Origin of the sequence: Streptomyces sp. NPDC060205 (assembly GCF_042728395.1) — a bacterium.
GTDB lineage: Bacteria > Actinomycetota > Actinomycetes > Streptomycetales > Streptomycetaceae > Streptomyces.
The window spans coordinates 1-18,923 of the sequence record NZ_JBHWZP010000184.1; the positions used below are offsets into that span (position 1 = coordinate 1).

Here is an 18,923-nt window from a genome sequence, read left to right on the forward strand (position 1 = left end):
GGCTACGCCCCGATCCATCCAACCCCCGCCCCACCCCCCCCAGAGGCGCGGGGACCAGGCCGGGGCGCAGCCCCGCCGTTCAGGGGCGCGGGGAACTGCGCGGCCAGCCCCCACCGGCCCGCAGCCGAGCCACCACCCGAGCCACCCCGGAGGACCCCGCCGGCAGGCGACCGCATTCCTACGGGCCGGTACAGTGAGCAGGTCGCCATCACACTCGTACGGGGGGAAGCCGGTGCAAATCCGGCGCTGACCCGCAGCCGTGTGCCGCCCCGTCCACAGCGGGCGGCAAGCCGGATTGCCCCGCACGGAACGTGACCGGCTCGCGTCACCGGGACCGCCGGTGACCGGCACCGTCGAGGCATGCGGAGCCGAGCCGCCCGGGGCTCCGGGCTGCCCGGCTCCTCCCGCACCGGGAGAGCCGAAGGGGCACCCCCGTCGGCGAACCGCTGAGTACAGAGAGGCACCCGCCGATCATGTTTGTCCGCCGCAGCGCCGCGGTACTGGCCGCCACCGCCGTGATCGGCACGGCGTTCGCGCCGGCCGCCCTCGCCGACGAGTCCCCGTCCCCGTCCCCGTCCCTGACACTGCCTTCCGGCCTGTACGGCAGCACCGACCCCACGTACGACGGTGTCTGGCGGCAGTCGCTGGCGCTGCTCGCCCAGCACACCGTGGGCGTGCGGCCCGCGGCGAAGGCCGTCGACTGGCTCACCGGACAGCAGTGCGCGAACGGCGGCTTCGCGGCCTACCGCGCGGACCCGGCCGCGCAGTGCGACGCCAAGACGCAGATCGACACGAACAGCACCGGCGCCGCACTCCAGGCCCTGACCGCGCTCGACGCCGACGACACCGCAGCGGCGGACGCGACAGCCGCGGCCGTGAAGTGGCTGAAGTCCGTGCAGAACGAGGACGGCGGCTGGGGCTACCTCCCGGGCGGCGCCAGCGACACCAACTCGACGTCCGTCGTCATCGGGGCCCTGGAGGCCGCGGACACCGACACCGAGGACCTGCGCTCCAAGGACGACCGGACACCGTACGACGCCCTGCTGGGCCTCGCCCTCCCCTGCGGCAAGGGCGACAAGGCCGGCGGGAACGACGGCGGCGCCTTCGCCTTCCAGCCCGACAAGAAGGGCAAGCTCGCGGCGAACGCCGACGCCACGGCCGCGGGTGTGCTCGGCGCACTCGGCGAGGGCCTGGTGACGGACCCCGAGGACGACGGGCCGTCCGCCACGCCCTCCGGCAACGGCAAGGCCGCCGCGTGCGCGGGCGGCGACTCCCCCACCCCGGAGCAGGCGGCGGCCAACGGCGCCGCGTACCTCGCCGGCGCGGTCGCCGAGACCGGTTACCTGGAGTCCGCCCTGGCGGGCGCCGAGGACCAGCCCGACTACGGCAACACCGCCGACACCGTCGTCGCACTCGCGGCGGCGGGCCGGGGCGCCGACACCGGAAAGCCGCTGACCTGGCTGGAGAAGAACTCCGCCTCCTGGGCGGCGGAGAGCGGCCCGGCCGCGTACGCGCAGCTGATCTTCGCGGCGCACGCCACGGGGACGGACCCGCGCAACTTCGGCGGCGCCGACCTGGTGAAGCAATTGGGCGCGACCGGCCCGGCGGCGGAACCCGCAGCCAAGGACGGCAAGGACGACGAGCAGGCCGCCGAGGACGCGAACGAGGACGACGGCGGCGTCAGCGTCTGGTGGATCGTCGGCGTCGGCCTCGTCGGCGGCATCGGCGTGGGCTTCCTCCTCAGCACCCGTACCAAGAAGCAGCAGCAGCCGTGACCCGCAACCGCCCGGTTCTGCTCGCCCTGCTGGTCCTGGGCCTCCTGCTCGCGGTACTCGGCACGGCGGGGCAGGCCCAGGCGGTCGGCTATCGCTACTGGTCCTTCTGGGACCGCGAGTCCGCCGGCGGGGGCTGGGTGTACGCGACCCAGGGCCCGTCGACCGCACGCCCGTCCGACGGAGACGTCCAGGGCTTCCGGTTCTCGGTGAGCGAGGACTCGAAGCACTCGGCGAAGCCCCGTGGGGAGAGCGGTTTCGCGGCGATCTGCGCGAAGACGCCCGCGCGGGAGGGCGCCAAGCGGGTCGCGCTCGTCCTCGACTTCGGTACCGCCCAGGACGCGCCGGACGGTTCGACTCCGCCGGATCCGAGCCCGCGTACGGTCTGCGCCCGCGTCGACGAGGACGCGACGACCGCGGACGCCCTCGCCGCCGTCGCCAAGCCGCTGCGCTACGACACGAACGCCCTGCTGTGCGCCATCGCGGGCTACCCCCGCACGGGCTGCGGCGAGGCCGTGGCGGACGACGCGGGGGCTTCCCAACAGCCTCGCGCGGCGAGCGAACCCGAAGACGCGAACGGGGACGGGGGCAGCGGCCCCTCGGTGGGCCTGGTGGCCGGGATCGCCGCCGTGGCCGCCCTGGGCGCGGCCACGCTCTGGCAGGCCCGCCGTCGCCGCGGCTGACGACGGGACACGGACGATGACCACCGGCGAGAACACCGGCGAACACACCGGCCGGGAGCACGGGGCCGGGGCACCCGCGGCACCCGCGGCGCGCGCGGCCCTGCCCTGGTCGCGCCTGCGCGCCCCGCGGGCGACCCGTACCAACGCCCTCCACCCCGGCGCCTGGTGGATCTGGGCCCTGGGCCTGGGGACCGCCGCGTCCCGCACCACGAACCCCCTCCTCCTGGCCCTCCTCGTCGGTGTCGCCGGTTACGTGGTGGCGGCGCGCCGGACGGAGGCGCCCTGGGCCCGTTCCTACGGCGCGTTCGTGAAGCTCGCGCTCGCCGTGCTCGGCATCCGGCTGGCCTTCGCCGTCCTCCTCGGCTCGCCCGTCCCAGGCACGCACACCCTGGTCACCCTGCCCGAACTCCCCCTCCCCGACTGGGCGCAGGGCATCCGTGTCGGCGGCCGGGTCACCGCCGAAGGCCTGGTCTTCGCGCTCTACGACGGCCTGAAACTCGCCACGCTCCTCATCTGCGTGGGCGCCGCGAACGCCCTCGCGAACCCGGCCCGCCTCCTGAAATCACTCCCGGGCGCCCTGTACGAGGCGGGGGTCGCCGTCGTGGTCGCCCTCACCTTCGCCCCGAACCTGATCGCGGACGTCCAGCGGCTGCGCGCGGCCCGGCGGCTGCGCGGCCGTCCCGACCACGGTCTGCGCGGGCTGCTCCAGGTCGGACTGCCGGTCCTGGAGGGCGCGCTGGAGCGTTCGGTGGCCCTCGCGGCGGCGATGGACGCGCGCGGGTACGGCCGTTCCGCCGAGGTGCCTCCGGGTGTCCGCCGGACCACCGCCGCCCTCACCCTCGGCGGTCTGGTCGGGGTCTGCGCGGGCACGTACGGCCTGCTCACCGCGGAGGGCGGCACCTACGGTCTGCCCGTGCTGCTCGCCGGACTCGCCGCCGCCCTGGGCGGTCTGTGGCTGGGCGGACGCCGCTCGCTGCGCACCCGGTACCGGCCGGACGCGTGGGGCGTGCGCGCCTGGCTGGTCGCCGCGTCCGGTGCGGCCGTTGCCGCGCTCCTCGTCCTGTACGCCTCGGCGGACGCGGACGCCTACGCGGCCCTGCACCCCGGTGTCGTCCCCCTGACCGCGCCGACGCTTCCGCTGTGGCCCGCCGCCGCGATCCTCCTCGGTCTCCTCCCCGCCTTCGTCGCACCCGCACCCGCACCCGCGGACGTCCGTACCACCGTCAAGGAGCCCTCATGATCCGCTTCGAGGATGTCTCCGTGACATACGACGGGGCGCCGGAGCCGTCGATCCGTGGCATCGAACTCACCGTTCCCGAGGGCGAGTTGGTGCTGCTCGTCGGCCCTTCCGGGGTCGGCAAGTCGACGCTGCTCGGCGCCGTGAGCGGACTGGTCCCGCACTTCACCGGGGGCACCCTGCGCGGCCGGGTGACGGTCGCGGGCCGTGACACGCGCACGCACAAGCCCCGCGAACTCGCCGACGTGGTCGGCACGGTGGGCCAGGACCCGCTCTCGCACTTCGTCACGGACACCGTCGAGGACGAACTCGCCTACGGCATGGAGTCGTTGGGCCTCGCGCCGGACGTGATGCGCCGCCGCGTCGAGGAGACCCTGGACCTGCTGGGCCTCGCCGACCTGCGTGACCGCCCCCTCTCCACGCTCTCCGGCGGACAGCAGCAGCGGGTCGCGATCGGCTCGGTCCTCACCCCGCACCCCGACGTCCTGGTCCTCGACGAACCGACCTCGGCCCTCGACCCGGCCGCCGCGGAAGAGGTCCTCGCGGTCCTCCAGCGCCTCGTGCACGACCTCGGCACGACGGTCCTGATGGCCGAACACCGCCTGGAACGCGTCGTGCAGTACGCCGACCGGGTCGCCCTCCTCCCCTCCCCCGGCGCCCCCTTGCTGCTGGGCACACCGGCCGAGGTCATGGCCGTGTCGCCGGTGTACCCGCCGGTGGTGGCCCTGGGCCGGCTCGACGGATGGACCCCGCTGCCCCTCACGGTCCGCGACGCCCGCCGCAGAGCGGGAGACCTGCGCGACCGCCTGCGGGCACTCCCGTACGAGGGACCGGGCGCCCCCGGCCCCGTACCCGCCCCCTCGGTGGGTGCCACGGCCCCCGCCCGCCGCCCCCGGCTCTTCCGCAGGCGCCCGCCCGAGACACCGGTGACCACCGCCCACCCGGCCGTGGTCACCGGCCTCGCCGTCCGCCGTGGCCGTACCGAGGTGCTCCACGACGTCACCCTGTCCGTGGCCCCCGGCGAGACCGTCGCGCTCATGGGCCGCAACGGCGCGGGCAAGTCGACCCTGCTCTCCGCCCTCGTCGGTCTCGTCCCCCCGTCGGCGGGTTCGGTCCGCGTGGGCGGGCTCCAGCCGCATCGCACGGCGCCCGGCGACCTCGTCCGCCACGTCGGCCTCGTACCGCAGGAGCCCCGGGATCTGCTGTACGCGGACACGGTGGCCGGGGAGTGCGCGGCGGCGGACTCGGACGCGGGGGCCGGGGCGGGCACCTGCCGGGCCCTGGTGTCCGGGCTGCTGCCGGGCATCGAGGACGACACGCATCCGCGCGACCTGTCGGAGGGGCAGCGGCTCACGCTGGCCCTGGCGGTGGTCCTGACGGCCCGGCCGCCCCTGCTCCTCCTCGACGAGCCGACCCGCGGCCTCGACTACGCGGCCAAGTCCCGTCTGGTGACGCTGCTGCGGGCGCTCGCGGCCGGGGGGCACGCCATCGTCCTGGCCACCCACGACGTGGAGCTGGCCGCCGAGCTCTCGCACCGGGTGGTCATCCTCGCGGACGGCGAGCCCGTCGCCGACGGCCCGACGGCGGAGGTCGTCGTCGCCTCCCCGTCGTTCGCCCCGCAGGTCACCAAGATCCTCTCTCCGCAGAAGTGGCTCACGGTCTCCCAGGTGCGCGAGGCGCTGGACACGTCCGGGCCGGCAGAGGGCGCGCGGTCATGAACAGCCGCCCCAAGACCGGGACCCGGACCCGGACCCGGACCCGGTACCGACCCCAGGCCCAGGCCCGCCCCATCCGCCTCGGTCCGCGGTCCGTCGCCGCCCTCGTCCTGGTCGGTGCCATCGGGCTCGCCGCGCTGACCTGGCCCTTCTTCAGCGGGCCGACCTCGCAGGTGGGCGCCCACTCGCAGGACGCGCCGTGGCTGTTCGCGGGGCTTCTCGTGCTGCTGGTCGGGGTCGTCGCCGCGACGATCTCCGAGTCGGGCCTTGGCCCCAAGGCCGTGGCCATGCTCGGGGTGCTGGCCGCGACCGGGGCCGCGCTGCGGCCGATCGGGGCCGGCACGGCGGGCATCGAGCCGATGTTCTTCCTGATGGTGCTGAGCGGGCGGGTGCTGGGGCCGGGGTTCGGCTTCGTGCTCGGGTCGGTCACGATGTTCGCGTCCGCGCTGCTCACGGGCGGGGTCGGGCCGTGGATGCCGTTCCAGATGCTGTCCATGGGCTGGTTCACGATGGGCGCGGGGCTGCTCCCGGGCCCGGACCGGCTGCGGGGCAGGGGTGAGCTGGCGATGCTGGCCGCGTACGGCTTCGTGGCGGCCTTCGCGTACGGCACGTTCATGAATCTGGCGGGCTGGCCCTTCATGGACGCGCTGTCGTCGAACGTGGCCTTCGACGCCCACGACGCCGTGCACACCAATCTGGCCCGGTTCGTCGCGTACTGCCTGGCCACCTCGCTCGGCTGGGACCTGGGCCGGGCCACGGTGACGGTCGTCCTGACCCTCACCCTGGGCGCGACGGTCCTCAAGGCACTCCGCCGGGCCACGCGCAGGGCGGCTTTCGAGACGCCGGTCACGTTCGGGGACCCCGCCGGTGACCGCGGGGGTGCGGCGCCGGTCACACCGCCCGGCCGCACGCTGTAGAAGGCGCAACTACGTGGTGTCACGCGTACCGTGCGCCCCTCGTGAGGCGGCCCACAGGACCTTGGTCCTCTACTACGGGCGGCCGTAGACCACGGCTCTTGTCATGCCCACGGCTCAACCACCTCTGACCTGCGGATTGAGAGCCACGTCACAGAGGGACCTTTCGCGGCGGGTACGACCACAACTAGCAAAAGGGGTCATTGCGGACAGGCTTCCGGCCTGGTTCATTGGTGGAGTCGCAAGGCGCCGACGTGCCCCTCAGGGCCTCGGCGCCGCCGCATGCCAGGGCTGGACGTCAGGGCGTACGAGCGACCGTCCCGTCCCCGAAGAAAAGGTTCTCCGTGTCCTTCTCCACCCGTATTCGTCTCATCGCCACCCCGAAGAAGGCCCTCACCGGCGCCGCCGTGGCAGCCGCCACCGCCGGCATGGTCATCGCCGCGGGCCCCGCCCAGGCCGCGACCCCCACGGTGGCCTCCTCCGCGTCGGCCAAGACGATCGCGCAGAAGATGATCCACGACGACGCCCAGTACAAGGCGTTCTCGAAGATCGTCGAGCACGAGAGCGGCTGGGACGTCGACGCCACGAACTCCTCCTCCGGCGCCTACGGCCTGGTCCAGGCCCTGCCCGGCTCGAAGATGTCCTCCGCGGGCTCCGACTGGAAGACGAACGCCAAGACCCAGATCAAGTGGGGCCTCGACTACATGAACTCCCGCTACGGCAGCCCGGTCGGCGCCTGGAACTTCTGGCAGGCCAACGGCTGGTACTGAGCCCAAACGCTAGGCCCCGCCCCGCAAGGGGCGCGGCCCGTCAGGGCCCGCCCCTCAGGGGCGCGGGGAACTGCGCGACCAGCCACGACGCACCCGCAGCCAAAAAACCACCCCCATCCCCGCACCCCCGGCGGGGCCCCGCACGGCGAAGGCGGCGACCCCGATCCCCGGGCCGCCGCCTTCGTCATGCGCCACGAACCCCGGCACAGCACCACGCGCTCACCCCAGGTCACCCCCAGGCGCCCGCCCGCACCCGCGTCACGGCGGCACTGAGAAGGCGGATCCCCCTGGTGGAGCCGGGGTCCACGCCGATCAGGGCCCGCACCCGGCGCAGCCGGTAGTCCAGCGTGCGCGGATGGACGTGCAGCGCGGCGGACGCCCGCAGCCGGTTCATGTCGGCGCGGTAGTAGGCGTCCAGCGTCGCCACGAGGTCGGGGCCCTCCGCCAGCCGTCCGGTGAGGTCGCGTAACCAGTCGTCGAGCTGGGGCAGTTGCACCAGCCCCATCTCGACGAAGACGTCGGCGGCCGTGCAGGCACGGTCGGGGGTACCGGTGACGGGCGCGGCCCTGCTGACCAGGCTGGCCGTCCGCGCGGTCTCGGCCAGCGCAAAGACCGCCCCGGTGGCCGTGCCGACCGCGCAGGGCAGGGCGACGGCCGCCGCGAAGTCCCGGGCGAGGGAGAGGACGCGCCGGTCCACCGCGGCCGGGTCCTCGTCGGCCGGAACGAGCGCGACGAACTCCTCCGGCCGCCGCCAGAGCAGGGGCACCCGATGGCCCGGGAGGAACGGTTCGAGCAGCGCGGCACGTGTCCCGCTGTCCGGAAGGGAACCCGACGCCGGGAACCGCAGCACGGTGACGGCGTAGCGGCCGGGGGTGGGCAGGCCCAGGTCGCGGGTGATCTCGGGGGCCGCGGGGTCGTCGGCCAGCAGCATCTTCGCGCACGCCTGCACCCGCGCCACCTCCGACAGCGCGTGGGAGCGCCCCTCCTCGAAGCCGAGCACATGGGTGCGCGGTTCGCTCTGCGCCCGCTCGTACTCGGGGAGTTCTCCCGTGTACGCCTCGACGGCGTTTCTGACGTTCTCCGTGACCCGCTTGTCCAGGATGTCGAAAATATCCCACACGATCGCTCCTCCGTAGGCTGTCGTGAGTGCTGCCGCACCCCCTGCCGCGCCCCCTGCCGCGACCCCTGATCGCGACTTCCGCCGCGCCGACCAGCAGCAGGTCATGCCCATGCCAGCCATGTGCCCCACCGCCGCCCCTCAGCATTCGCAGGAACGCGCTCGCCGGATTTCCCGGCGCCTCAGAAACACGAAGCCCTCGCTGCCACTGAGGGCCCGTCCTCGTCAACGGCAATGCGGGGCGACCGGCAGCCGTCATCCAGGTGAACCGCAAACCCATACAAATCAGCCCCCTGCGACAGCCCTGTAACGGGCCCCGCAGAGGTACAACTCCCGTTCCGCCCGGCCGGTCGAACCCGGTGCGTCGCACCTCTGCGCCGTGGCGGAACCGGTGCCGCCCGGCGCGACAGCTTCAGTCCCGATCCGCAGTCCCGACCGATCCCGCGGTCCCGACCGAACCCGGAGTTGATCTGTGTCCAGGAAGTCCCTGCCGACGAGGCTCGCCGCCGTCACCGCGCTCCTGCTCACCGCCGGAGCCCTGTCCACGCCCGCCGCCTCGGCGGACGCCGCTCCCGGCGACGCCTATGTGCTGACGGTGAGCACCGACCCGGCCACCACCGACCACGACCACCGCCGCGTCGACGTCACCGGCACCGTCACGAAGGCGGACGGCACCCCGGCGCCCCACATCCCCGTCACCGTCGAGGAGGTCGTCCGCTTCACCACCTGGAATCCGTGGGGCGACCCGATCGACCCCACGTACTACGAGCCGCGCGAGCTGGGCAGGCCGGTCAGCGACGCCGACGGCAGGTTCACGATCCCGGACGTCGACATCGACCACGTGGGCACCAGCAGCCTGCTGAACGTCCAGCAGGGGGTGCAGATCACGGCCCTCTACGACGAGGACGGCGACCTCAACACCCCGCAGGACGGCTACTTCGCGGACACCACCGTGACCGCCGACGCCAGGACCAGCTCCGTCGCCCACACGGTCAACAGGAAGAGACTGAAGGCGGGCGACATCCTCATCGTGCAGGGCAGGGTCACCCTGCCCGAGGGGGTCGAGCCCGGTGGCACCGAGGTCTTCCTGCAGACCTACTGGGAGAGCCAGTACCGCGTGCGGACGACCGCCAGGGCCGACGGCACCTTCATGCTGCTCGCGCGGATCCGCGACTACGACGACACGTTCACGCTGCGTACGGCCCCGAGGGACATGTACGTGTCCGGCGCGAGCCGCTCGCTCCCGATCACCAACACCTCACTGCCGCGCGGCTAGCCGGCGGTCTGCGGTTCGCCCCCGCCCGGGCGGGGGCGAACCGTCCAGGCCCCGTTACGCATGACGACCCTCCCGCGCAGCTCCGGCTCACCGCGCCAGGCACGCACGGTCCTCGGCACCACACGTACGTACACGAAGTCCCCCTCCTCGGCGCGCGGGTCCCAGCCGAACTTTCCGGCGAACCCCTCCGCCGCGTCCGAAGGCACCCGCTCCTCGGGGAAGCACTCGGCCTCGCCCTGGAGGAGCACCACGTCGAAGGTGTCGGGCAGCGCGAGGCGCACCCGCGGCTCCGCACGGACGTTCCGCACGGTCACGGAGGCCGCGCCGGTGCACATCCAGACGGCGTGTCCGTCCCACCGGAACCACAGAGGCACCTGGTGCGGCCCGTGCTCCGGATGAGCCGTCGAAACCCAGACGTCCCGTTCCGTACGGAGGCGTTCCAGTGTGTCGCGCGTGCGCTCCGGCGTCCGGCGAGGCTCCGCTCCCATGATCCGCATGGCTGCCGACCCTAACCAGCGGGCCCGCCGCCCGCATGGGGCGCGGGACCTAGTCCCAGCGACCGACGCCCGGTCCGCTCAGAGCCGCTCAGAGCCGCTCAGAGCCGCTGAATGATCGTCCCCGTCGACAGTGCCCCGCCCGCGCACATCACGATGAGCGCGAACTCCTTGTCCCTGCGCTCCAGTTCGTGGAGTGCCGTGGTGATGAGGCGCGCCCCGGTGGCGCCCACCGGATGCCCGAGCGCGATCGCGCCGCCGTTCACGTTCACCTTCGCCAGGTCCTGTCCGAAGACCTGGGTCCAGCTCAGCACCACCGACGCGAAAGCCTCGTTGATCTCGACGATGTCGATGTCCTTCAACGACATCCCGGCCTTGCCCAGGACGGCCTTCGTCGCGTCGATCGGCCCGTCGAGGTGGAAGTGCGGGTCGGAGCCGACCAGCGCCTGGGCCACGATCTTGGCGCGCGGGCGCAGTTTCAGCGCCCGTGCCATCCGTTTCGACGCCCACATGATCGCGCTGGCGCCGTCGGAGATCTGGGAGGAGTTGCCGGCGGTGTGGACGGCCGTGGGCATCACCGGCTTGAGTTTCGCCAGTGCCTCCATGGACGTGTCGCGCAGCCCCTCGTCGCGGTCGACGAGCCGCCACATGCCCTGCCCGGCCCGCTGTTCGTCCTCCGTCGTGGGCACCTGCACGGCGAACGTCTCGCGCTTGAAGCGTTCCTCGGACCAGGCGACGGCCGCGCGCTCCTGGGAGACGAGCCCGAGGGAGTCGACGTTCTCGCGGGTCAGGCCGCGATGGCGGGCGATCCGCTCCGCCGCCTCGAACTGGTTCGGCAGGTCCACGTTCGACTCGTCGGGGAAGGGCTTGCCCGGCCCGTGCTTGGAGCCGGAGCCCAGCGGCACGCGCGACATGGCCTCGACACCGCACGAGATGCCGACGTCGATCACGCCGGCCGCGACCATGTTGGCGACCATGTGCGAGGCCTGCTGCGAGGAGCCGCACTGGCAGTCGACCGTGGTGGCCGCCGTCTCGTACGGCAGTCCCATCGTCAGCCAGGCCGTGCGGGCGGGGTTCATGGACTGCTCACCGGCGTGTGTCACCGTGCCGCCGACGATCTGCTCGACGCAGTCCGCGTGGATGCCGGTACGGCCGAGGAGTTCACGGTAGGTCTCGCCCAGCAGATAGGCGGGATGCAGAGCGGCGAGCGCGCCACCGCGCTTGCCGATGGGGGTGCGTACGGCTTCGACGATCACGGGTTCCGCGGCCATGGGGAGTTCCTCTCCTCGGGTCACCCGCGCGGCGCGGGCGTCCCGGCCCACCCGCCACGCTGAACTAGTACGCGTTCTAGTTCTGTGTGCAGTCTGCTGACCCGGCGTCCGCCACCGCAAGGGTCGTGCAGCTCCCGAAGTGGCTATCTGCACGGACCTCGCACAGAAGTGGACCCCGCGCGGAAAGGTGGCACGCATCGAGATTCGGGGTGCCGCGCCTCTTGCCTCTTGTAGAACCCGTTACTACCTTCACGGCAATTCCCGGTGCTGATGGACCGTCAGAACCCGACCGTCGTACGACCTGGACTTCACGACCTGGAGTTGCCGATGCCCTGTCCAGCGCTGCCCGACGGGTTCGATTTCACCGACCCCGATGTGCTGCACCACCGCGTGCCCCTCCCGGAGTTCGCCGAGCTGCGCCGGGCCGAGCCGGTCCGCTGGATCCCGCAGCCGGCCAACGTCGCCGGCTTCCAGGACGAGGGCTACTGGGCCGTGACGCGGCACGCCGACGTCAAGTACGTCTCCACGCACCCGGAGTTGTTCTCCTCCACCCTGAACACCGCGATCATCCGCTTCGGCCCGCACATGGAGCGGGACGCCATCGACGCCCAGCGGCTGATCCTGCTCAACATGGACCCGCCCGAGCACACCCGGGTCCGCCAGATCGTCCAGCGCGGCTTCACCCCGCGCGCCATCCGCGCCCTGGAGCAGAACCTGCACGACCGCGCGACCCGGATCGTCGCGACCGCCCTCGCGAACGCCGGCCCCGGCGGCTCCTTCGACTTCGTCACCGAGGTCGCCAGCGAACTGCCCCTGCAGGCGATAGCGGAACTCATCGGCATCCCGCAGGACGACCGCGCCAAGATCTTCGACTGGTCCAACAAGATGATCGCGTACGACGACCCGGAGTACGCGATCACCGAGGAGATCGGCCAGGAGGCCGCGACCGAGATCCTCGCCTACGCGATGAACATGTCGGCCGACCGCAAGCAGTGCCCCGCCAAGGACATCGTCACCACGCTGGTGGCCGCCGAGGACGAGGGCAACCTCGCCTCCGACGAGTTCGGCTTCTTCGTCCTGATGCTGGCCGTCGCGGGCAACGAGACGACCCGCAACGCCATCACGCACGGCATGCACGCCTTCCTCACCCACCCCGACCAGTGGGACCTCTACAAGCGGGAGCGCCCGGCGACCGCCGCGGAGGAGATCGTCCGCTGGGCCACGCCCATCGTCGCCTTCCAGCGCACCGCGACCCAGGACACCGAACTGGGCGGCAAGCAGATCAGGAAGGGCGACCGCGTCGGCCTCTTCTACTCGTCCGCCAACAACGACCCGGAGGTCTTCGACACGCCGGAGGTCTTCGACGTCCACCGCGACCCGAACCCGCACCTCGGCTTCGGGGGCGGCGGCCCGCACTTCTGCCTCGGCAAATCCCTGGCCACCCTGGAGATCGACCTCATCTTCAACGCGATCGCCGACGCGATGCCCGGTGTGCACCTGGCCGGCGACCCGCGCCGGCTGCGCTCGGCCTGGATCAACGGAGTGAAGGAGCTGCAGGTCGGCGTCGACTGAGCAGGGCCGGCCGGAGACCGTCGACCGAACGATCCGGCCGAACCGGCCGGAAGTTCCCCCGACCGGCGCACATTTCGGTACTCGGTGAACGATTTCGGTCCGCCGAGCGTCTTCACAGGTGGCACAGCCAACTCACACCTTCGAAGACTTCGAACGGAAACGCCGAGCCGTGGTCCCAGCCGAACTGTCCCCCGTCCGCGAGGAGGGCGCGCGGACCGCCCGGAAGCGGGGCCTCCGACCGGTTTGGGAGCCGGTGTGGACCCGGCACCGCGTGCCGCTCCTCGCCACCCTGCCGACCGTCCCGCTGTACGTGGTCTGGTGGCTGTTCCTGGCCACCGGCGGCGGTGATCTGGCCGCGCAGGAGGCGTGGGCCGACTTCGCGTCCCGGCACGGCGGCTCGGCGTACAGCCTGTTCTGGTACGGCGGGATGCACACCGCCAACTACAGCCTGATCTCGCCGTATCTGATGGCCGCCTTCGGGGTGCGGACGGTCACCGTGGCGGCCGGGCTGCTGGCCGCCTGGCTGGCCGCGGCCCTCATCGTCCGGACGGGGATCCGCCGCCCCCTGGGCCCGGCACTGCTCGCCTCGCTCGCCCTGTGGTGCAACGTGGCGTCGGGGCGTACGACGTTCGCGCTCGGCGTCGCGCTCGGACTCGCCGCCTGTGTGCTGCTGACCCGGGAGCGGCGCCTGCCGCTGGCGTGGGTGTACGCGGCGCTCGCGACCATGGCCAGCCCGGTCGCGGGCCTGTTCCTGGTCGTCGCGGGGGCGGGGTACGCCCTCGTGCGGGACCGGGCACGGGCCGCCGCGCTCATCGCGCCGCCGGTCGTGGTGGTCGGCGCGACGACCCTGCTCTTCCCGTTCACCGGCGAGCAGCTGATGCCCGCCACCCGGATCTGGCCGCCGGTCCTGATCGGTCTCGTCGTGCTGACGCTGGCCCCGCGCGGCTGGCGGGTGCTGCGCTGGGGCGCGGTCGTGTACGCGGCGGGGACGGTCCTCACGTATCTGGTGCCCTCGCCGGTCGGCACGAACGTGGAGCGGCTGGCCGAGCTGTTCGCCCCTGCGGCGCTGCTGGCCGCGCTGCTCGCGGTGCCGAGGTCGGGGCCCACCCACGGCAGACGGCGCGTCGCGCTGACCATGGCGCTGGTGTTCTCCGTGGGCTGGGTCGGCAAGAAGACCGTCGACGATCTGGCGGTGTCGACCGTGGTGCCCGCCTGGGCCCACGACACCACCAGCGTCGTGGAGGCCCTGGACCGGCTCGGCGCGGACCGTACGCGCGTCGAGGTGGTCCCGGCCCGCAACCACCGCGAGGCCACCGCGCTGGCCCCGCACGTGAACCTGGCCCGCGGCTGGAACCGGCAGCTGGACATGGAGCGCGGCCGGCTGTTCTACGACGGGACGTTCTCGGAGAAGACCTACCGGGCCTGGCTCGACCGGTGGGCCGTCGGCTTCGTGGTGCTGCCCTCGGGGAAGCCGGACGGCTTCGCGGAGGACGAGGCACGCCTGGTCAGGAACGGCACACCGTGGCTGGAGCCGGTGTGGCGCGACCCGAACTGGCGGGTCTACCGGGTGCGCGGGGCGACACCGCTGGTGTCGGCGCCCGCCTCGGTCGTGCGGGCCGACAGCGCGGCGGTCGTGGTGCGGGTCCCGCGCCCCGGCCCGGTGACCGTGCGGGTCGCGTTCTCGCCCTGGCTGTACGCCGAGGGGGGCTGCCTCGAAAAGGAGGGCGAGTTCACGCGGCTGACGGTGACCGAGCCGGGTGAGTACCGGATCAGCTCGGGGTACGGCCCTTCGCCGGGCCCGGCCCCGCGGTGCTGACCGCCCCCGCGTCCCCGCCCTCCCCGTCCTTCTCCGCGTTCGCGCCTTCCCTGTTCTTCTCCGCCTTCGCGGCTTCCCCGGAGGGGGCTGCCGCGGCCTTCGTGAGCGTGTGCGGCCGGGGCCTGGGTCCCTGGAGCAGGTAGGTCAGCCCGAAGCCGGCGCCGACGACGGCCGCGCCGCCCACCGCGTCCAGCACCCAGTGGTTGCCGGTCGCCACGATCGCGGAGACCGTGAACAGCGGGTGCAGCAGTCCGAGGGCCTTCATCCACCACTTGGGGGCGATGACCGCGATGACGAGCCCGCACCACAGCGACCAGCCGAAGTGCAGCGAGGGCATCGCCGCGTACTGGTTGGTGAGCGCGGTCAGCGTCCCGTAGTCCGGCTGGGAGAAGTCCTGCACGCCGTGCACGGTGTCGATGAACCCGAGGCCGGGCATCAGCCGCGGCGGGGCCAGCGGGTAGAGCCAGAAGCCGACGAGCGCGAGCAGTGTGGCGAAGCCGAGCGCCGAGCGGGCCCAGCGGTACTCGGCGGGCCGGCGGGCGTACAGGACGCCGAGCACGGTCAGCGGGACCACGAAGTGGAACGACGTGTAGTAGAAGTTGAAGAAGTCCTCCAGCCAGCCGGCCCTGACGACCGCGTGGTTGACCCAGTGCTCGATGTCGATGAAGAGGAACTGCTCGATCGAGTGGATCTGCTCGCCGTGCTGTTCGGCGGTGGCCCGTCCCCCGGTGTTCGTACCACCGGTCGCCGCAAGCCTGACCTGCTGGTACGCGGAGTAGCCGACACGGATCAGCAGCAGTTCGAGCAGGAGGTTCGGGCGGGTGAGGACCCGGCGCAGGAAGGGCAGCAGGGGGACGTGCTTCCAGCGGGTGGGCACCGGCCGCGCGTACTCGGTGGGGACGGGCGAGCGGTAGTACTCCGACGTACGGGACAGGAACGGAACCACGGTCGCGGCGGCGAGGGCGGCGAGCAGCACGACGTTGTCGCGCAGCGGGTACAGCGACTCCATGTTCGGCAGCATCATCTTGGCCGGCAGGGTCATGACCAGGATGACGGCGACCGGCCACACGTACCGGTCGCCCGCCTTCCTGCCGACGCGGCCGACCAGCGCGAGCAGCACCCACAGCAGCTGGTGCTGCCAGGTGGTCGGCGCGACGGCGACGGCGACGCAGCCGGTGACCGCGACGGCGAGCAGCAGCTGTCCGTCGCGGGCGTAGCGCACGGCCCGGCGCAGGCCGAGTACGGCGACGGCGGTGCCGAGCACCAGGAAGAGCCCGATCTCCAGCGGCCCCTCCACGCCGAGCCGCAGCAGCGCCCCGTGCAGCGACTGGTTGGCGAGGTCGTCGGCGGGCCGCCCGAGCCCGACGCCTGCCAGGTGATGCACCCAGTACGTGTACGAGTCGTGCGGCATCGCGGCCCACGCGAGCGCGGTGAGCGCGGCGAAGGTAAGCGCGGAGGAGACGGCGGCGCGGCGGCGGCCGGTGAACCACAGGAGCGGCGCGAACAGCAGGACGGTGGGCTGCAGGGCCGCGGCGAGGCCGATCAGCAGCCCGCTCGTCCGTTCCCCGCGCACGGCGAAGCAGCCGAGGAGCACGAGCAGGACCGGGATGATGCTGGTCTGGCCGAGGTAGAGGGTGTTGCGCACGGGCAGCGACAGCATGAGCAGGCTGATCGCGACGGGGGCGGCCAGCAGGGCCGTACGGCGGCTCACGGGCTGCGGGAGGGCGCGGGCGGCTACCAGGCCGAGGGCCACCACCAGCAGCAGGGTGCCGAAGGTCCAGCCCCAGCCGAGGGCCTGTTCGGCCGCCTTGGTGAGAGGCTTGAGGACCAGTCCGCCGAAGGGCGTGCCCGTGAAGCGCGTCGAGTCGTACAGCGAACCGTTCACATGCAGCACGCCGTCGGGTCCGACCCAGGTCTCCAGATCCGTCAGGCGCTCACCCCTGGGCGTACTCAGGACGACGGCGACCTGTCGTACGGCCAGGACAGCGGCGATCAGCCACAGGCCCGCGCGGACCAGGCCCAGCCGCGCTCTGGCCGCCTCGGGTGCCGTCGCCCCGAAGGGATCACCTGGTCGTCCGCCGTGCTCCACATTTGCCACGTGCCGTCGGCCCTCCCGCCCCGTTCGTCCTCTACGCCCCATGGGCCCCAAGAGTCCCGGGGGTCCCGTGCGTCTGTTTCCTGTTCGAACCCTAAGAGGCTCGCACCACCCCCGATGTGAGACGCGGGCAACCCCCTCTTCACCTGACGTCCTCCATTCTTTTGTCCCGATGGAGGTGTTGTAAGGCCGAAGAGGGCCCCCGTCACGCCGCCACGCGAGGCCGTGTCGGGAATACAACCACCCGACTTGCCGGGAACCGGCTATATTCGGCTACGGAACTAGTTAGTGCACCTAAGTAGACAGACGAAAGGTTCACCGCATGAGCGAGCCGCAGCTCTGGCACGATGTGGACGACTACTTCACCGGGCTCCTCGCCCCGCCGGACGCCGCCCTGACCGAGGCGCTGCGCGACAGCGACGCCGCCGGACTCCCGCAGATCAACGTCGCCCCGAACCAGGGCAAGCTGCTGCACCTCCTCGCCGTGATCCAGGGCGCGACGCGCATCCTGGAGATCGGCACGCTCGGCGGCTACAGCACGATCTGGCTGGCCCGCGCCCTCCCCGAGGACGGCCGGCTGATCACCCTGGAGTACAGCGAACAGCACGCCGAGGTGGCCCGGCACAACCTCGCCCGGGCCGGTCTGGACAAGATCACCGAGGTCCGGGTGGGACCGGCCCTGATCGGCCTGCAGGCACTGGCCGAGGAGGACCCCGCGCCCTTCGACGTCGTCTTCATCGACGCGGACAAGGTGAACAACCCGCGCTACGTGGAGTGGGCCCTGAAGCTCACCCGGCCGGGCAGCCTGATCATCCTCGACAACGTCGTCCGCGAGGGCGCCGTCACCGACGCCACCAGCGACGACCCGAGCGTGCGCGGCACCCGCGAGGCGCTCGACCTGTTCGCCGCGCACCCCAAGGTGAGCGCCACGGCGATCCAGACCGTGGGGGTCAAGGGGTACGACGGATTCGCGCTGGCGCGCGTCCTGCCGTAGGCACCGCGCCGCCGCGGGCGGCGGGTTCCGCGCACCCGGGGGCGTCAGACCTCGTGGTAGAAGCCCACGTTCACGCTGCGCGGGCCCGTGCGGTCGTGGATGACCAGCTCGCCCGAGCCGCCCGCGGGCAGCTTCGCCGTCCCGCCGTACGGCAGCGGCTGCAGGACTCCGCCGCCCCCGCCCACCAGCGAGAACCGCACCTCGGAGGACGGGTCGTCGTGCGTGCCCCGCAGCCAGGTCACCTGCCAGGTCCCCTCGGGCCCGCACAGGAACTCCAGGTGGACCCGCGAGACGAACAGCCAGTCGTCGGGCGTCGCGAGGCGGCACGCGCCCCGGTCGCGCCCCACCCGCAGCACGGCACCCGGCTCGCTCGGCGCGTCGGCCATCTGCATTCCGGCCGTCGCGCCGGCGTCCGTCCCGGACACCGAGGCCATGGTGAGTTCGAGCACGTGCGCTCCTTCGTTCCCGCGCGTTCCGCGTTCCTACGTTCCGCGTTCCGACGTTCCGATTGTCCCGCGCCGGGACGTGTTCGACGCCCGGCGACGTATCGCCGCCGAATGATAGAGCGCCGAGGCGTACGGCGTCCGGCACAGTCGCATACCGCTCCGCACCGTCCATACCGTGCGGCACGGTCGCATACCGCTCGCCGGTCCCCGCGCGGCGTGCGGCGCGGGGGTTCCGGAACGGCCTTTGGCACAATGGACGTATGACCGAGCGCAAACCTCCCGGGGTCGGCTTCGAGTCCTGGGTCGACCGGCAGATCCGTGAGGCGGAGGCACGCGGCGAGTTCACCGAACTCGCCGGTGCGGGCCAGCCGTTGCCGAGCGGCCCCGACACGTCGTACGACGAACTGTGGTGGATCAAGCAGAAGATGGCCCGCGAGGGCCTGTCCGTGCTGCCTCCCACGCTGGCGCTGCGCAAGGAGGCGCAGGACGCGCTGGAGGAGGCAGCCGCGGCGCCGTCGGAGCGGGTGGTGCGGCGGATCGTCACGGAGATCAACGCGAAGATCCGCGACATGATGTTCAAGCCGCCCCCGGGCCCACCGCTGGGCCTCAAGCCGTACGACGTGGAGGAGATCGTCCGCGCGTGGCACGAGCGCCGGGCGGCCTGACACCCGACGGCCACACCGTCAGGACCGACGGTCCGTGAGGCGTACGCGCCCATGAGTGAGGCCCCGCCCGGCGCATCGCCCGGGCG

At 72.7% G+C, this 18,923-nt stretch carries 16 protein-coding genes and 1 riboswitch; of the genes, 11 read left to right on the forward strand and 5 right to left on the reverse strand.

The genetic code is table 11. The features are described 5' to 3' along the window. Positions 1-222 precede the first annotated feature (222 nt). Positions 223-301: riboswitch (cobalamin riboswitch) on the forward strand. A gap of 172 nt (positions 302-473) precedes the next feature. From ACFWGJ_RS27730 to ACFWGJ_RS27755, 6 genes are all read left to right on the forward strand, one after another. Then, entirely contained in the window at positions 474-1,775 is a 1,302-nt protein-coding gene (locus ACFWGJ_RS27730) for a prenyltransferase/squalene oxidase repeat-containing protein (RefSeq protein ID WP_387329752.1), read from the forward strand. After that, complete coding sequence (locus ACFWGJ_RS27735; RefSeq protein ID WP_387329755.1) at positions 1,772-2,455, forward strand: SCO2322 family protein; 684 nt, start codon at positions 1,772-1,774, stop codon at positions 2,453-2,455. Before ACFWGJ_RS27730 ends, ACFWGJ_RS27735 begins: the two co-directional genes overlap by 4 nt. A gap of 16 nt (positions 2,456-2,471) precedes the next feature. Further along, positions 2,472-3,695: an energy-coupling factor transporter transmembrane component T gene (locus ACFWGJ_RS27740; protein WP_387329758.1), complete on the forward strand. Its 1,224-nt coding sequence runs from the start codon at positions 2,472-2,474 to the stop codon at positions 3,693-3,695. Then, complete coding sequence (locus tag ACFWGJ_RS27745; protein WP_387329761.1) at positions 3,692-5,410, forward strand: ABC transporter ATP-binding protein; 1,719 nt, start codon at positions 3,692-3,694, stop codon at positions 5,408-5,410. The genes ACFWGJ_RS27740 and ACFWGJ_RS27745 overlap by 4 nt, the downstream gene beginning before the upstream one ends. After that, on the forward strand, positions 5,407-6,324 hold the full coding sequence (locus tag ACFWGJ_RS27750; RefSeq protein WP_387329764.1) for an ECF transporter S component: 918 nt from the start codon (positions 5,407-5,409) through the stop codon (positions 6,322-6,324). Before ACFWGJ_RS27745 ends, ACFWGJ_RS27750 begins: the two co-directional genes overlap by 4 nt. A gap of 341 nt (positions 6,325-6,665) precedes the next feature. Then, complete coding sequence (locus ACFWGJ_RS27755) at positions 6,666-7,091, forward strand: transglycosylase SLT domain-containing protein (RefSeq protein WP_210883049.1); 426 nt, start codon at positions 6,666-6,668, stop codon at positions 7,089-7,091. A gap of 229 nt (positions 7,092-7,320) precedes the next feature. Here ACFWGJ_RS27755 and ACFWGJ_RS27760 read toward each other — a convergent pair whose 3' ends face one another. Then, the gene (locus ACFWGJ_RS27760; RefSeq protein ID WP_387329767.1) at positions 7,321-8,211 is read right to left on the reverse strand and encodes a PucR family transcriptional regulator; all 891 of its coding nucleotides are present in this window, start codon (positions 8,209-8,211) and stop codon (positions 7,321-7,323) included. A gap of 469 nt (positions 8,212-8,680) precedes the next feature. Between ACFWGJ_RS27760 and ACFWGJ_RS27765 the strand changes: the two genes are divergently transcribed. Then, positions 8,681-9,484 carry an acyl carrier protein gene (locus ACFWGJ_RS27765; RefSeq protein WP_387329770.1) on the forward strand — a complete coding sequence of 268 codons (804 nt, stop codon included), beginning with the start codon at positions 8,681-8,683 and terminating at the stop codon, positions 9,482-9,484. Here the strand turns inward: ACFWGJ_RS27765 and ACFWGJ_RS27770 are convergent. Both ACFWGJ_RS27770 and ACFWGJ_RS27775 read right to left on the reverse strand, forming a co-directional pair. After that, positions 9,481-9,981: a pyridoxamine 5'-phosphate oxidase family protein gene (locus ACFWGJ_RS27770; protein WP_387329772.1), complete on the reverse strand. Its 501-nt coding sequence runs from the start codon at positions 9,979-9,981 to the stop codon at positions 9,481-9,483. The genes ACFWGJ_RS27765 and ACFWGJ_RS27770 overlap by 4 nt on opposite strands. Positions 9,982-10,079: 98 nt before the next feature. Next, complete coding sequence (locus ACFWGJ_RS27775) at positions 10,080-11,249, reverse strand: steroid 3-ketoacyl-CoA thiolase (RefSeq protein WP_387329774.1); 1,170 nt, start codon at positions 11,247-11,249, stop codon at positions 10,080-10,082. A 327-nt stretch (positions 11,250-11,576) separates the two neighbouring features. Between ACFWGJ_RS27775 and ACFWGJ_RS27780 the strand changes: the two genes are divergently transcribed. Both ACFWGJ_RS27780 and ACFWGJ_RS27785 read left to right on the forward strand, forming a co-directional pair. Beyond that, on the forward strand, positions 11,577-12,821 hold the full coding sequence (locus ACFWGJ_RS27780) for a cytochrome P450 (protein ID WP_387329777.1): 1,245 nt from the start codon (positions 11,577-11,579) through the stop codon (positions 12,819-12,821). Positions 12,822-12,990: 169 nt separating this feature from the next. After that, the gene (locus tag ACFWGJ_RS27785) at positions 12,991-14,637 is read left to right on the forward strand and encodes a hypothetical protein (protein ID WP_387329780.1); all 1,647 of its coding nucleotides are present in this window, start codon (positions 12,991-12,993) and stop codon (positions 14,635-14,637) included. Here ACFWGJ_RS27785 and ACFWGJ_RS27790 read toward each other — a convergent pair. After that, positions 14,591-16,735, reverse strand: coding sequence for a bifunctional glycosyltransferase 87/phosphatase PAP2 family protein (locus tag ACFWGJ_RS27790; protein WP_387329782.1), 2,145 nt, complete (start codon positions 16,733-16,735; stop codon positions 14,591-14,593). The genes ACFWGJ_RS27785 and ACFWGJ_RS27790 overlap by 47 nt on opposite strands. A 319-nt stretch (positions 16,736-17,054) precedes the next feature. On the opposite strand from ACFWGJ_RS27790, the gene ACFWGJ_RS27795 reads away from it, so the two are divergent. Continuing rightward, positions 17,055-17,726, forward strand: a complete 672-nt coding sequence (locus tag ACFWGJ_RS27795) for an O-methyltransferase (protein ID WP_387329785.1) — start codon at positions 17,055-17,057, stop codon at positions 17,724-17,726. Positions 17,727-17,770: 44 nt separating this feature from the next. Here ACFWGJ_RS27795 and ACFWGJ_RS27800 read toward each other — a convergent pair whose 3' ends face one another. Next, a complete protein-coding gene (locus tag ACFWGJ_RS27800) occupies positions 17,771-18,175 on the reverse strand; it encodes a hypothetical protein (RefSeq protein WP_387329788.1) in 405 nt (134 codons plus the stop codon). 257 nt (positions 18,176-18,432) lie between these two features. On the opposite strand from ACFWGJ_RS27800, the gene ACFWGJ_RS27805 reads away from it, so the two are divergent. Then, entirely contained in the window at positions 18,433-18,837 is a 405-nt protein-coding gene (locus ACFWGJ_RS27805) for a DUF1992 domain-containing protein (RefSeq protein ID WP_387329791.1), read from the forward strand. The last annotated feature ends 86 nt before the right edge of the window (positions 18,838-18,923 follow it).